The organism is Chitinophaga varians (genome assembly GCF_014529945.1).
GTDB lineage: Bacteria > Bacteroidota > Bacteroidia > Chitinophagales > Chitinophagaceae > Chitinophaga > Chitinophaga varians.
In genome coordinates this window covers 1,435,319-1,447,702 of sequence record NZ_JACVFB010000001.1, presented here as the reverse complement: position 1 = coordinate 1,447,702, position 12,384 = coordinate 1,435,319, and the positions used below count along the sequence as shown (strand labels likewise).

15 protein-coding genes are annotated in these 12,384 nt (G+C 43.0%); 8 read left to right on the top strand and 7 right to left on the bottom strand.

What is annotated here, in order from left to right:
- Window positions 1–61 precede the first annotated feature (61 nt).
- Window positions 62–568 carry an NUDIX hydrolase gene (locus tag ICL55_RS05400; protein WP_246496148.1) on the bottom strand — a complete coding sequence of 169 codons (507 nt, stop codon included), beginning with the start codon at window positions 566–568 and terminating at the stop codon, window positions 62–64.
- Between the two features lie 87 nt (window positions 569–655).
- Between ICL55_RS05400 and ICL55_RS05395 the strand changes: the two genes are divergently transcribed.
- The 4 genes from ICL55_RS05395 to ICL55_RS05380 all read left to right on the top strand — a co-directional run bounded on the left by ICL55_RS05395 (window position 656) and on the right by ICL55_RS05380 (window position 2,935).
- Window positions 656–1,054 carry a DUF1801 domain-containing protein gene (locus ICL55_RS05395; protein ID WP_188095010.1) on the top strand — a complete coding sequence of 133 codons (399 nt, stop codon included), beginning with the start codon at window positions 656–658 and terminating at the stop codon, window positions 1,052–1,054.
- 17 nt (window positions 1,055–1,071) lie between these two features.
- Window positions 1,072–1,641: a hypothetical protein gene (locus ICL55_RS05390; protein ID WP_188095009.1), complete on the top strand. Its 570-nt coding sequence runs from the start codon at window positions 1,072–1,074 to the stop codon at window positions 1,639–1,641.
- 152 nt (window positions 1,642–1,793) lie between these two features.
- A complete protein-coding gene (locus ICL55_RS05385) occupies window positions 1,794–2,462 on the top strand; it encodes a hypothetical protein (protein ID WP_188095008.1) in 669 nt (222 codons plus the stop codon).
- A 92-nt stretch (window positions 2,463–2,554) separates the two neighbouring features.
- Window positions 2,555–2,935, top strand: a complete 381-nt coding sequence (locus ICL55_RS05380; RefSeq protein ID WP_188095007.1) for a nuclear transport factor 2 family protein — start codon at window positions 2,555–2,557, stop codon at window positions 2,933–2,935.
- Window positions 2,936–3,041: 106 nt separating this feature from the next.
- Here the strand turns inward: ICL55_RS05380 and ICL55_RS05375 are convergent, their stop codons facing one another.
- Together ICL55_RS05375 and ICL55_RS05370 are read right to left on the bottom strand one after the other, a co-directional pair.
- Window positions 3,042–4,073, bottom strand: coding sequence for a sialidase family protein (locus ICL55_RS05375; protein ID WP_188095006.1), 1,032 nt, complete (start codon window positions 4,071–4,073; stop codon window positions 3,042–3,044).
- Window positions 4,074–4,200: 127 nt separating this feature from the next.
- On the bottom strand, window positions 4,201–4,359 hold the full coding sequence (locus tag ICL55_RS05370) for an SDR family oxidoreductase (protein ID WP_343067715.1): 159 nt from the start codon (window positions 4,357–4,359) through the stop codon (window positions 4,201–4,203).
- A 150-nt stretch (window positions 4,360–4,509) separates the two neighbouring features.
- On the opposite strand from ICL55_RS05370, the gene ICL55_RS05365 reads away from it, so the two are divergent.
- Window positions 4,510–4,938, top strand: a complete 429-nt coding sequence (locus ICL55_RS05365) for an EthD family reductase (protein WP_188095004.1) — start codon at window positions 4,510–4,512, stop codon at window positions 4,936–4,938.
- Window positions 4,939–5,021: 83 nt separating this feature from the next.
- Here ICL55_RS05365 and ICL55_RS05360 read toward each other — a convergent pair whose 3' ends face one another.
- From ICL55_RS05360 to ICL55_RS05350, 3 genes are all read right to left on the bottom strand, one after another.
- Window positions 5,022–6,044 carry a hypothetical protein gene (locus ICL55_RS05360; protein ID WP_188095003.1) on the bottom strand — a complete coding sequence of 341 codons (1,023 nt, stop codon included), beginning with the start codon at window positions 6,042–6,044 and terminating at the stop codon, window positions 5,022–5,024.
- A 3-nt stretch (window positions 6,045–6,047) separates the two neighbouring features.
- A complete protein-coding gene (locus ICL55_RS05355; RefSeq protein ID WP_188095002.1) occupies window positions 6,048–6,332 on the bottom strand; it encodes a hypothetical protein in 285 nt (94 codons plus the stop codon).
- 204 nt (window positions 6,333–6,536) lie between these two features.
- Window positions 6,537–6,794, bottom strand: coding sequence for a hypothetical protein (locus ICL55_RS05350; RefSeq protein ID WP_188095001.1), 258 nt, complete (start codon window positions 6,792–6,794; stop codon window positions 6,537–6,539).
- Between the two features lie 438 nt (window positions 6,795–7,232).
- Between ICL55_RS05350 and ICL55_RS05345 the strand changes: the two genes are divergently transcribed.
- On the top strand, window positions 7,233–8,360 hold the full coding sequence (locus tag ICL55_RS05345; RefSeq protein WP_188095000.1) for a hypothetical protein: 1,128 nt from the start codon (window positions 7,233–7,235) through the stop codon (window positions 8,358–8,360).
- Between the two features lie 504 nt (window positions 8,361–8,864).
- Here ICL55_RS05345 and ICL55_RS05340 read toward each other — a convergent pair.
- On the bottom strand, window positions 8,865–10,535 hold the full coding sequence (locus tag ICL55_RS05340; RefSeq protein WP_188094999.1) for a hypothetical protein: 1,671 nt from the start codon (window positions 10,533–10,535) through the stop codon (window positions 8,865–8,867).
- A 306-nt stretch (window positions 10,536–10,841) separates the two neighbouring features.
- Here ICL55_RS05340 and ICL55_RS05335 point away from each other — a divergent pair, with 306 nt between their 5' ends.
- Together ICL55_RS05335 and ICL55_RS05330 are read left to right on the top strand one after the other, a co-directional pair.
- A complete protein-coding gene (locus ICL55_RS05335) occupies window positions 10,842–11,174 on the top strand; it encodes a YegP family protein (RefSeq protein WP_188094998.1) in 333 nt (110 codons plus the stop codon).
- 408 nt (window positions 11,175–11,582) lie between these two features.
- On the top strand, window positions 11,583–12,356 hold the full coding sequence (locus ICL55_RS05330; protein WP_188094997.1) for a hypothetical protein: 774 nt from the start codon (window positions 11,583–11,585) through the stop codon (window positions 12,354–12,356).
- Window positions 12,357–12,384: the final 28 nt, after the last annotated feature.

The following is a 12,384-nucleotide window of genomic DNA, read 5'->3' as shown; positions in this document are numbered from 1 at the left end:
TTCTTTAGTACAGGAAAGAACAGGAGCATCCGGGCAGGCCGGATGCTCCTGTTATATTTTATCAGTCAATTAAATTTTGATCTCTTAGGTAATCAAAAATCAACTTATCGACCTCGGAGATTTTGTCTTTATCGGCATACTTCAACCATTGGAAATTTTCTATTTCCGAGCATTCTTTCAGCACGCCCCTGTAATTCGCCATGTAACAGGTCATCTTCACATAAATCCCGTCGGGGTGGCTGTCTGCCTGCGCCTCGAAGGTCCCTACAAACTTCAGCGTAGCCGGCTCCAGCTCCACACTCAGTTCTTCTAAAATTTCACGACACAATGCCTGTTCATCGCTCTCCCCTTCTTCCCTTTTGCCGCCAGGTATATAATACTTCTGCTTTCCATGGGATTTTGTAGATAATATCGACTTGTTATTAATTTCTATCCAGGCGAGCTTGTCTATTACTTTCATATATATTTTTCGAATATGGTTTCCTGTAAAATGAGATGCGTAATTTAACAATAAATATTTTTCATCTTCCCCCCAAACTCCGGAAGGCCGGAAAAAATCATCTGCCATTAGATAACTTTAGCGAAAATTTGCTTAAATAGCATTCACGTACCAGATGGTTTCATCTGACGCAAAGGTGATCACAAAAATCAAAGTATGACTATATCCGAATATATCAGTAGTATGCCGGCCGACAGGCAGGCGCTCCTCACCTCGCTGCATGAAACGATCATCGCGAACGACCCGGGTGTGACGCCGGTCATTAAACCAATGATGGGAAAAGAAATGATCCTTTACGAACAGCGTGCCTACATGAAATACGGCCTCGCGAGCACGCAGAAATACATGTCATTGCATTGCCTGCCTATTTACATGAACCCCTCCCTGCATGCGCAATACGAAAAATTGCTGACAGCAGCCAAATTCCAGAAAGGCTGCATCAATTTTCCGGATGCGGATGCCATGCCACTTACCGTAGTAACAGCGCTAATTACGGATTGTGCAGCTATCAACATTGCTGATATGCTCGAAAACCGGAAGAGAAATAAAAAGTAAATATAAGCCCCTGCCCCATGCAATTGTATAACGGTCGTTTGTATCCGGAAGAGATCATCCCCTATCTGGAGCAGTTTGATAAAGAAGGCTATGTAACCGAATTGAAAAATGTCATCGATCTTGGATTTCAGCAGATGAGCCAACACAAATCTGTTGAGATATATACCTGCTGCATTGCCACCAACATCTACGATTTGGAGACAACCGTTTCTTTCGACGATTTTGAGACCAGTGCTCAATATAGAAGGCACTTGTTCGCTGCGCTGGAGAAGCGGTACCGCCTGAAATTCGAACAGGGAAAATTGTCAAAAAGAGACCGCGTGCCAGATATGAACAACATACCACGTAATTACGATGAACCGAATAAATATGCATTCCCGCTTATCGCCCGCGTGAAAAACATTTCTATTCCAAAGAATTTCGAATTTTATACCCAAAGAAAATGCTGGTATGAGATTTTTCCACTTCAACAGGAGGTATTGCAATATGCAGTCGGACAATTGAACAACCTGCCCCAACTACATCCTTCCTTCGAATTGTTTTTTATTGGCATGGAATCAAAGGAAGGATTTATTTACAGAGGGTAAGCGCCCATCTTTTGTTCTACAACACTTTCGCTAAGGCAGCGCGCCTGTTTAGCAGGCATCGCCCATTGTTTTCCCTGAACCGGTGCGCATACCGATACCTCCCCCATGAAGTTTGCAATATTTTCCTTATATTCACTTAAAGCGTTTCCCCTATGCGTTTAAAGTTGCTGACTTTATTGGTCCTGTTATGTATAACCACCAAAAAAGCATCCTCCCAATCCGTGCTGCCAGCCAAAGAAAAAGTATTATTGCAGATGGACTTCGACGATCCCGCTAATCCAATGGTGCCCAATATCATTCACGGTGATACTGCCTCCGCCATTGTGCAGAACGAACACTATGTGCTGGATGCCAAAAAGGCCAGCCGCTTCTGGGCGTTGAGATTAGGTACGCCCGCTGAATATTTACCTACCTGCAATATCCTGGAAATGAAGATGAAGGTAGTGGCAGATTCTTCCCGGGTCCCATACGGGATCCTGTGGCATTCCGTTCAAAGCTCACCGGGGGTCTTCAATGAATTTGCTTTTTGGGTTTATTCAACAGGTGAATATGTCATATTTGCAAAAACGAATAACACCGTTTATACGATCTCCGAATTAATGGAATGCTCCTGTATAAATAAGGGCACTTCGGCTTATAACACTTTACGCATCGAAGAAATACACGCCGGAGAGTTTCGGTTTTTCATCAATGGTAAAATGGTACACCAGGCTATATTAAGGGTTCCGCAGTTTACGACCTTTGGATTCTATACCAATGAGCATACGACGTTGTATGTCGACTATGTAAAATTTGCGGAGCGAACCGAACAGACTAACTAATAGCGCCACTGTCCCGCCAATTCTTTGATTTTCACAATTATTGCTTTGATAACACCAACCGCGAAAGCAGTATGAGGTTATACCTTCGTCTCATGAAAACTCTAACCAGCAAAGTCGGCGTAGCAGACGAAAAAGACCTGATTCTACGGACGCTTCATGATTATCTGCAAGGGCGTCCGGTAAAAGACATCGAAAGGCTCCGGCGGGCGTTTCACCCTGATGCGTACATCAGGACCATCATAGACGGACAGTTGGTCCGGTGGGCGTTGCCACAATACCTCGACCTGGTAGCCCAGGCGACCATACAGGAATGCCAGCCTGAACTCCTTTCCTACACCTGGGATGGTGATACAGGGTCCGCTCACGTGCAGTTAACTTTTGCCACCTTTCGGTTCATTGATCGGTTTAACCTGATAAAGTTAGACGGGCAATGGCTGATCGTGGATAAAGTTTCTTACCGGCAAGAATTGTAACATCTACGATAGTGTAAACACGAAACCCTCCGTGGTGGAGGGTTTTATGTTTTCATGCAGTACGGCTTAATACTATAAACCACTAATGATTCCCGATGGACAATCTTTACTTCTCTTCCTGCAACACTACATGCTTTATGTTTTTCCGGTCGTAAGTATAAGTAATATGTACCAGTCCATCGCGGGTCTGTATAATGGCCGGGTAGCTGAACTCTTCTGTGGTGCCGTTTTCCAGCACCGCAACATCTTTCCATTGTACTCCATCACGGGAAGCCGCTACCCGTAGGCGTGAGCGGCCATTAAACCAATCTTTGCCCGGCAGGTCCGGATTATACACAATCAGTTGTAACCCATTTTTCAATGTCACCGCGTCTGTCCCGGAGTTGGGATTAGGCAGCGATGTTTCTGTTAAAGCAGACCAGGTCACCCCATTATCCGCTGACCACGACTGCACCACCTTGCCTTGTTTACTCCTGCACAAAAGTTGCAACTTTCCGTCATGATAGTGGAGGATACTCGGCTGTATCACATCCAGTTTGGAGCTGGTATCTATCGGGATGACTTTCCATTGGCGCAAATGAGTATCCGTTTGTTCTATCTGAATTCTCCAGTGGCCGCCCTCTTCTTCTACGCTGGACGGACAAAGCACGTTATTCCCCAACACCAGGGCCTTATTTTTCACAGGCCCTATCACGTTAGCAGGCAGGCGCACGGCGGCCGACCAGCTACGACCATTATCTGCTGAGGTTTTCATCATGCCCCACCATTCCCGTGGATTAGGCCCCACCTTGTAAAACAACACCAGTTTGTTCTTCAACGGCAACAATACCGGATTCCAGCACGGATAACGAACCGTGTCGTCCAAAACACCGGTAGCCACTACGGTTGGTGTAACGCCACCATGCGCCGGAATGGTTCCGGCCCAAATTACCACGTCCTTCGCCCCTTCATGCGTTCCGCCGAAGCAGGCCACATGCAGGTTTCCGCCTGCGTCCTCCGCAAGCGTAGAGGCGTGACAATTATTAAAAGGGGGATGAAGGAAGAGCAACTCCTCTTTCACCGTGCGCCAGTGAGATTGCCCCATTGCAGGGAAAACACCTGCAAGCAGGCATAGCAGAACGAATCCGTAGTTTCTCATATTTACCAAAAACAATTACTTTTTGGTAAAATAGGGAAAAAAAATCAGGTTATACAAATGACACAGCGCTCAACAGCAGGCCTGTTCCCCTTGTCTTTAACTGTAAAATCAGCAGTAATACCAGTACTTATTTCATCGCGTAGTTAAGATAACCACCGTCTATTACCACTTCTGTGCCGGTGGTAAAGCTGGCCGCATCAGAAGCCAGGAACAATACGGTCTTTGCAATCTCATCGGCATGGCCCAGCCGTTGCATTGCCGTGGCGGAAGAATACCTGTTGAATATAAATGTTTCTCAGGGAAATGTCAAACATAACGAAGGACGGCAACCCCGTCAAAATCTGTTTCATCTATTACAAAAAAATATCGAATTTACAGTGCTTAATGAAAGTAAAGGACCATTTTAATATTTTGTACCATAAAACTAATTTAAACCATGAAGTCCAAAGTAATTTTATCGCTTTTGTTTCTAGCTACTTGTTTTACTGCCTTTGGTCAGACAAAGAAATCCGAAAAATCTCAAAAACTCAACATGACTATTACTGAAAAAGGCCTGATTAAGGTATCCATCATGTACCCCTATGCAGAGGGTAAAACTTTCAATATGGAGTATTATGAATCTAAGCACATGCCTATGGTCGCAGGTCTTTTAGGATCAAATCTGGTTAAATATACTATTGAAAAGGGGCTTTCAGCCGGTACTCCCGACCAGCCTTTACCTTATATGGCTATTGGTATATTTTATGTAAAAAGCTTAAGTGAATATCGAGCGGCCCTCGCTCCACATCTGGATGCGATTCGTGCGGACTTCGTCAACTACACCAATACCATTCCTTCTATTTTTGTGAGTGAAGTTGTAAAGTAAAGCGAGCTTTCAGAATGCAGTTATATTTCATGATAAAGCCCGCATAGTTGCGGGCTTTATCATGAAATATAACGGTCCTTTTATCAAGGGTTGATTTTGTAAGCCGGGAACGTCCGGAAATCAGCGTAAAATATAGCCTGGCGCACCTTGTTTCCTTGTGGATCAATAATGTAAGGAGGCAGCCAGTCTTTATTGTTTTCATCAGGGAAGGCCATTGCAAAGAAAGTACGGTCCGCACTGGGATCAGCATTGAATACATGAACGGCGCCCTGTACTCCTGGCGGAGGGGATGGCGTATCCCGCACCCGTGTGCTGTACGCATAAAAAGCAATACCTGTTTTATCCCAGATGGTTTCATCCTGCGGATACATAGAAAAAAGCACAGCAGTTCTGTTTGCCTTTTTCACATACCTGTATATAGGCACTGTTCCGGCCTGCTGTTGCGTGAAAGCATAAAATTCTTTTCTAAGCCCATAATACCCGGGGGTTAGCTGCTTATCATACAAGGGCCAGCCGGGAGCACGCGTTGGGTCAACATACAGATCATATGACTTGCCGTCTGCTGTGATCGTCAGATATACCGGAGCCAATGAAGTGTTCTCAAAACCAGCTGGCGGGTCAATAAATTCAACATTGCCTCCGGGCAGGATAGATAACCTGTACTCCTGCATTTTTCGTCTGAATAGTTCCTCTGGTGATACTACTGCATTTTCAACACCATAACTATTAAGACTATAGGTAGTCATAGATTGTGGTGAAGATGCCCTTATCCTCAGCGATATCCTTCCGGTCATTTTGTTAGCCGGTAATGTAGCGTCTATATAATCTGCCACCCCGGTAGTGGAGGTCGCAGTATATGTTTTTGCCGGGCCAATCACCAATGTTTCTGTGCTGCTAATATATACTACATCTACAACAATCGTATTAAACATGTTATCTGGTGTATAGCCCAGATTGTAAGTTGCCTTAAAGGCGGTAGCTTTTGAAGGATCAACAATCAGGTTCTTATTTTGATTGGCGGGTATATTAAAGATTTGTATGTAGAAGGAGGCTTTTACATGTAAAGCCATCATGCAAATTGCTGCAAACATTAAAAGTTTCTTCATGGCCTATTTTTTATTTTCCTCATAATCAGTTAAAGCGTCATCGTAGCTAACCACATTGATGTGATAGATGGAAAAGAAACCATTTTTCTTATCGTAGCCTACGTCACTATCCTTCAGATGGTATTTTTTAACGATGAACGACCGGACAGCTTCTGCTTCAGCGTTAATTTGCAGTTTTTCAGCAGGCGGCGGTGCTGGTGCTTCTGTGGCGGATTTTTTACAGCCGAGCGCGCATAGCAATGCCATGGCACCGGCTATCACCGGACTAAACATTTTTGTGTATTTCATTATGGCGTGTTTTGTTCTACATATTTAAAAGCCGGAGGTAGGATGGGTTTTACATGGTTTCCTGTACTTCAGCGGGCAAAAAAAACTATCTGATAAGGCAAAAGTACCTCATGCCTGTCTTCCCTGATAGTATGAAAACGACATTTTCTGATGGCTGGTGGATACGCTTGTTCTCATGGAAGAAAATCTCAAAAAGATATTATTCTAACTACTGATAGCTGATTTACCGCTGTAAAACCAGACAGCGACAGCGGCTAATACAACCAGAAGCAAATAATGCCAAAGTGCATTGCTCCAATACTCGTTAATCAACTGGCGGCGCGTTGCTTCTGCTGGCCAGCTGGAATAAATACCGCGCTGCTCTTCATGGATTTTACGGAAACGGGAATAAATGTAGCTGTATTTCAAGGGGAAGTCAAAGGTGAAAAAGGATTTCAATTGCTTCATACTTGCGTTTCTCATATCCCGCTTTTTCATATTAACGGTTAACATAACGGCAAAATATACAGCATTAAATCTGTAAGATCAAAAAATATTCTTATCCCTACCCGGGCCTATAAACCTTTGTCCGGCGGGCCATACACATCACAACACAGTCCGTAACACATATCTGATAGAATAAAATACACGTATAATTGTTAAAATATTTGATTTTTGAAAGACTTTATTGTTATTTCGTATCAGAGAAAGGACTTCATTTTATACCTCAAAACTGTAGTAGTACCCCCGTTAGAACCTAGCCCAATAGTTTATTCGAATTTTCCTCACTTTAACTAAACATTTAAACCTATGTCACATTTCACTCGGATCACATTGATCCTGTTTGTCTCTCTTATCCAAATCGGATTATTATCTTGCTCAAAAGGCGCCGAAAGTAACGAATGTAAAAAGTGTGGGCCTATGCCTGTCGACAAAGTGCTTCAGGTTAAGGCCGGAACTATTGAAAGAACATTCAATTTATGGAAAAACGATGGTCGTAACAACAACTACGATTACTGCATCTTGGATGAGCAAACCACTGTGCCAGCAGAAGAAGTAGCTACATCTTTAGATGCCTATCAGTTATCCGGGAACGTGGATATAAAGCCTTCAGAGCTTGTCGGAGTAGCCTATCTCGTCAGCAAAAACCTATCCAAAGGTTCAGCTTATACCATCATAAAACCTGATATTGTAGCGATCATTGTCTATTATGATATCAAAGATCAGATGAACGTAAAGGTTTTGACTCAAGAAAATGGAATGTTTAAAGAGATACACGAGTTAGCGTCAGAGACTAATGTTATATCGTTTAATCACTTTTCAATCCTGGCTTCTAAATATTTCAACCAAGGTGTCAAATCCATTTCTACCGTACTCTTTTCCGATAATAAAAAACAGGAAAATAGAAATAATTCAATCGATAAATTTAGGTACAAGCTGTCAAAATATATCCAAAGACAAATGCTGGCTAAACCTACAACCGGGCCTATCGGTGGTGATGACTTTTATTATGTTAAGCACTTCAAGGATAATGAAATGTGTGAAGGGCCATGTCTTAGAGGTGGGTCTATGAGTTGCGAACGAAGGCCATTCCTAACGTGCAAAAGCTTAAAGGAATGTGTCACCGGCAAAATGCAACCTTGGAATACGTACACGGTAGATAACGATCCGCGCAACCCTACTCTTTATGAATTTCGAGACAATTTTATGATTAAATCCGGGTTGGGTCAACACTTTGTAGAGGATTACTACTATGTGAGTACAGTACTTCAAAATAGCCTTAATGCACAGGTGGCAGGGGAAAGCTATGCTATACTGGACAATGAAGTAATACCAATAGTCAGCAAGTTGCTCACTTCTCCACAGAGTAATGATGTATTAATAAATACCAAGTCCAGAGCGAACCTAATTGCTTATTTGGATAATGTAAAAACCCTATCCAGCGATTCGATGTATTTGGAGATTATTGACGAGTTAAAAGGGAACATACAACATGCCGAGGGAAAAACCGTAAAATATGTGCACGACAAAGTACTCGCAACACAATAAGGATAAGCTTTGCAGCTTACTCACGTTAAAATTTTTCTATTGAAATCCACACAAAAGGGGTTGTATCAAAAATTATGATATGGCCCCCTTTTTCGTACTGATAAGGATATGTGTTATCTTAGTAAAAGCTGATTAACCTGTATAAAGTACGGGAAAGAAATCGGGGTTATACAAAAGGAACTCGACTAAATACTCAACTAAAAAACAAAACCCCGCGACCAGCGCGAGGTTTGTAACTTGTCTGTGATCCCGCTGGGACTATATCAAAGGCTTAATTAGCGCTGCTTTTCGAGGACTCATTAGCTACTGTAGACGATTTTGTAGACTCGTGAAATAGCTTATTTTGTGAGGGTTTGAAAGAACTTGCAAACAGTACAAAGGTACGAAAATCCTTGCCAAATTGGTACAAATCAGAGGAAAATAAATTGAGACTATCTTCGATCTACCGCATCTTAAATGAGTTTGGCTAATTGGCTAATCTGATTCAAATCTAAAATGAGTAGATCATTTACTTCTAGCAAATTTGCCAATAATTTCTTGAAATAGTCTTGGCTGATGGTTAAGTCTTAATCCAACAGTTTGAACAAGATGATATTTTACAAACTCGTCAAATGGAAATGTATCTGTTACTGGATCAGTACTGGAAGTATATTTGTGGTAGGCTTCCAGGCAGTCTATCAAGTCTAGATGTCCATCGCAAAAATATTCTTGAAGCTGTATGAGGGTCTCAATATGGATGATAACAAGCGGAGCAATCTTATTTTCAGGCAATTTTAATTCTTTGATATGATGTTGCATTCGGTCATTAAGAAAATAATTGACACCAGCACATTCCAAACTCACATCTGTGTGGACTATTATCGGGTAGATTATGACATCATTTGTTATGTCGTCAATCCCTGATTTTTGATAGATGCCTTCCAGTAACATCGATACGCTGTTTAGTAGTTGCGTAATTCCCTTACGCTTGCCACTAATATCTCTTTCTAGTCGTTCAGCAATGCCATTTTTTATATCCTCAATTTTTTTTGCGTACTTGACAGTGGCAGGCAACAATATATCCTTAAACTCAAACAAACAGACATTCTGTCCTTTTCGTAGGTAGTAGTCCGGTTCTCCAGACAATAGTTTTTGTTTTAATTCTGCGCCCGATTTACGAACATTACCATAATTAGCAAAACAGCCTGCGATAGTTGTATAAAACAGTACATGCTCAGAAAAACCGTCGCCTAACTGTTGCTTTAACTTGGAAAAAGGCAAGCCTGTGATGGCCGCAAAGTCGAACAAAAAGCCATTATAGAGCTTGTCAACGAAAAACCGAAAATCAAGGAATATAAAGTGGCTATTCTCAAAAGCGAATAAAGGATAGGATCGTATCTGCTTGTAATCATTATCTATAGCAGCATAACCATTAATACTCAGCCGCCGAAAAAAGTCAAAAACTGGCTTATCCCGCAACTCCATCGAGGGAGAAGGTGGTACGGTCGTCATCATTTTCAAAATGGGTGAGATCAAATGCCACAAGTAGTGCTCATAGGAGGGTAGGTTGAGAGCAGTTAGGAATTTGTCTAGGAGTGTCCCATAGTCACTGTGTGTGCTGCAAAATTCAAAAAAGTAATGAATCTTTATCACTTGTATTGCATAATTCTTAAAATTCCGGTTCTCAATATCTCGGATGTGTGCGAACATGATGAGATCGGCATATTTTTCTGTTGTTCCGGTTCCATCCCATTCAAATGCGTCCACCTGATGGTGCAATTCCTCTGCATTAAACCATAACAACAGCTTCAACATTACGCTGTAATCCTCGCTATCTAGATTTCGGACAGACTGAGCATCGGCATGAACCAGCAAGTACTGTATAAGGTTTAGACAAGGACGCCTATCGATAAATTTAAAAGATGGTGCAAGAATTAGTTCATTGTTTTCCATTACAAATTGCAACACCTGCCACTGTGCCGCATTTTTCATTTTTAATATCCAGGAAAACAGGCTCCGAGACTGAAACTCCGTATCATCTCGCTTACGAACGTTGAAAAGGTGCAGTACATGAGCAATAAACTGAACTGCCGCCTCTAGGGGCAGGTGCCTTACTAATTCAACAACATCAACTGCATCATCAAAAACGTCCTTGTAGACAAGTAAGTATTGTCGTTCGAACTTGACTTTATCCATTTCTCTTTTTTGGGTAATTTTAGCGCCGCTTTCGAGGATTCATTAGCTACTGTAAACGATTTTGTAGACTCGTGAAATAGCTTACTTTGTTTGAGTTTGAAAGAATGTGTAATTGCTATAAAGATACGAAAACCCCTGCTGAATAAGCATAAGCAAGGATAAAATAAATTAATGCACTAAATATAGCGTATATACGCTGATAACCGGCCGAACCTATCTACTTATCTTGTAACGCTTCCCCTTTCGCAACGCCCCAGCCTGTTTTAAAATATTCCTTAACTTCAGGATACTTAAACTCAAACCAATATGGGAAAATTTGTTATCACCAAGGACTCCAAAGGCGAGTTCCGTTTTAAACTGAACGCCGGAAATGGAGAAACTATCCTCGTCAGTGAAGGCTACACCACCAAAGCAAATTGCGAAAACGGCATTGAATCTGTACGCACCAATTCTCAGCATGATGAACGATTCGAGAAAAAAACATCTACTAACGGAAAACACTATTTTAACCTGAAGGCCACGAATGGCCAGGTGATTGGCAACAGCGAAATGTACGAAAGTGCTGCCAGCCGTGACGGAGGTATTGCTTCTGTTAAGAACAATGCTCCATCGGCTACCATCGATGACAAAACTGTATAAGAGATCTTTGTACATAGCTGGGCGGAAGGCCCGGCTATGTATCCTATCTATCGACTACTTTAGAAACTCCTGGACACTTCTCTCCTCCAGTCCAGCATACCGGCAAAACTCTGTCACCGTAACAAAAGTATTCTTCCCTTTCCCGTTCATTACTCGTATCTGCTGCAAGATCTTCCTGGCAGTGCGTTCACCTCTACCGGTAATATTCATCACATCTTTTGCATAAATCACTATGCGGTTAGGTACTATTTTCTGCGAAAATGGCATAATCGGAATGGAAATTTTTCTGGATTAAAATGCCGGCTTAGGTTTGGGGTGGTTACCGCAAAAATACTGCATCCTGCGCAGATGTGAGCCTAACGGGCTTGGCTAAGTAAACAGCCCATTTTTTCATTCAATTGTTTCTATATGGCAAGACAAAGTGGAATCATTCCCCTTAAAGGAACAATAGGCAATATCACCTTTTACAAAACGAAAGCCGGACACCTGGCACGTGAGAAAGGCGGTGTAGATGCCAGCCGGATCGCAACAGATCCGGCGTTTATCCGGACCCGGGAGAATGGCGCTGAATTCGGTCGTGCCGGCAAAGCCGGTAAGCTGTTACGCACCGCCTTCCGGGCGCTGCTCCTGAACATCGGGGATAGCTATATGTCCTCCCGCCTGACCCGTGAAATGGTTAAAGTGATCCAGGCAGATGCAACCAATGTACGCGGTCAGCGCAACGTCATTGACGGTGAGGCGGAGCTGCTCAAAGGTTTTGAGTTCAACAGTAATGCCCGGTTGGGCGGTACGTTGTACGCACCGTTTACCACGGCCATTGATCGCGCTGCCGGTACCCTGATCGTCGATATTCCGCCGTTCGTTCCTGTCAACATGGTGGCCGCGCCTGCAGGTGCTACCCATTTCAAAGTTTTGGCAGCTGGTGCAGAAATCGACTTCGAGGCAGAAACGTTCATCAATGGCAATACGGCCAGCGCTGAATTGCCCATCGATGCCACTGCTACCGCCGTCATGGCTTTGACCGTAAACGTGACAGACAACACTATTAAGCCGTTGTTCCTGGCGTTAGGTGTAGAGTTTTACCAGCAAGTTAACGGGGCTTTGTATAGCCTTAAAAACGGCGCTTATAACGCGCTGGCGCTGGTAGACATCTCCGGTATGCCGGCAGCACCAAACCCGTAATAACTGGCCTGTATGGGCCGGCTTTTCC

Excerpts from the sequence above, each read along its gene's own strand:
- ICL55_RS05380 (WP_188095007.1), top strand. The coding sequence starts at position 2,555 with ATGAAAACTCTAACCAGCAAAGTCGGCGTAGCAGACGAAAAAGACCTG.
- ICL55_RS05345 (WP_188095000.1), top strand. The coding sequence starts at position 7,233 with ATGCCTGTCGACAAAGTGCTTCAGGTTAAGGCCGGAACTATTGAAAGA.
- ICL55_RS05395 (WP_188095010.1), top strand. The coding sequence starts at position 656 with ATGACTATATCCGAATATATCAGTAGTATGCCGGCCGACAGGCAGGCG.
- ICL55_RS05350 (WP_188095001.1), bottom strand. The coding sequence starts at position 6,794 with ATGAGAAACGCAAGTATGAAGCAATTGAAATCCTTTTTCACCTTTGAC.
- ICL55_RS05355 (WP_188095002.1), bottom strand. The coding sequence starts at position 6,332 with ATGAAATACACAAAAATGTTTAGTCCGGTGATAGCCGGTGCCATGGCA.
- ICL55_RS05365 (WP_188095004.1), top strand. The coding sequence starts at position 4,510 with ATGAAGTCCAAAGTAATTTTATCGCTTTTGTTTCTAGCTACTTGTTTT.
- ICL55_RS05335 (WP_188094998.1), top strand. The coding sequence starts at position 10,842 with ATGGGAAAATTTGTTATCACCAAGGACTCCAAAGGCGAGTTCCGTTTT.
- ICL55_RS05390 (WP_188095009.1), top strand. The coding sequence starts at position 1,072 with ATGCAATTGTATAACGGTCGTTTGTATCCGGAAGAGATCATCCCCTAT.
- ICL55_RS05360 (WP_188095003.1), bottom strand. The coding sequence starts at position 6,044 with ATGAAGAAACTTTTAATGTTTGCAGCAATTTGCATGATGGCTTTACAT.
- ICL55_RS05375 (WP_188095006.1), bottom strand. The coding sequence starts at position 4,073 with ATGAGAAACTACGGATTCGTTCTGCTATGCCTGCTTGCAGGTGTTTTC.
- ICL55_RS05330 (WP_188094997.1), top strand. The coding sequence starts at position 11,583 with ATGGCAAGACAAAGTGGAATCATTCCCCTTAAAGGAACAATAGGCAAT.
- ICL55_RS05340 (WP_188094999.1), bottom strand. The coding sequence starts at position 10,535 with ATGGATAAAGTCAAGTTCGAACGACAATACTTACTTGTCTACAAGGAC.
- ICL55_RS05385 (WP_188095008.1), top strand. The coding sequence starts at position 1,794 with ATGCGTTTAAAGTTGCTGACTTTATTGGTCCTGTTATGTATAACCACC.
- ICL55_RS05400 (WP_246496148.1), bottom strand. The coding sequence starts at position 568 with ATGGCAGATGATTTTTTCCGGCCTTCCGGAGTTTGGGGGGAAGATGAA.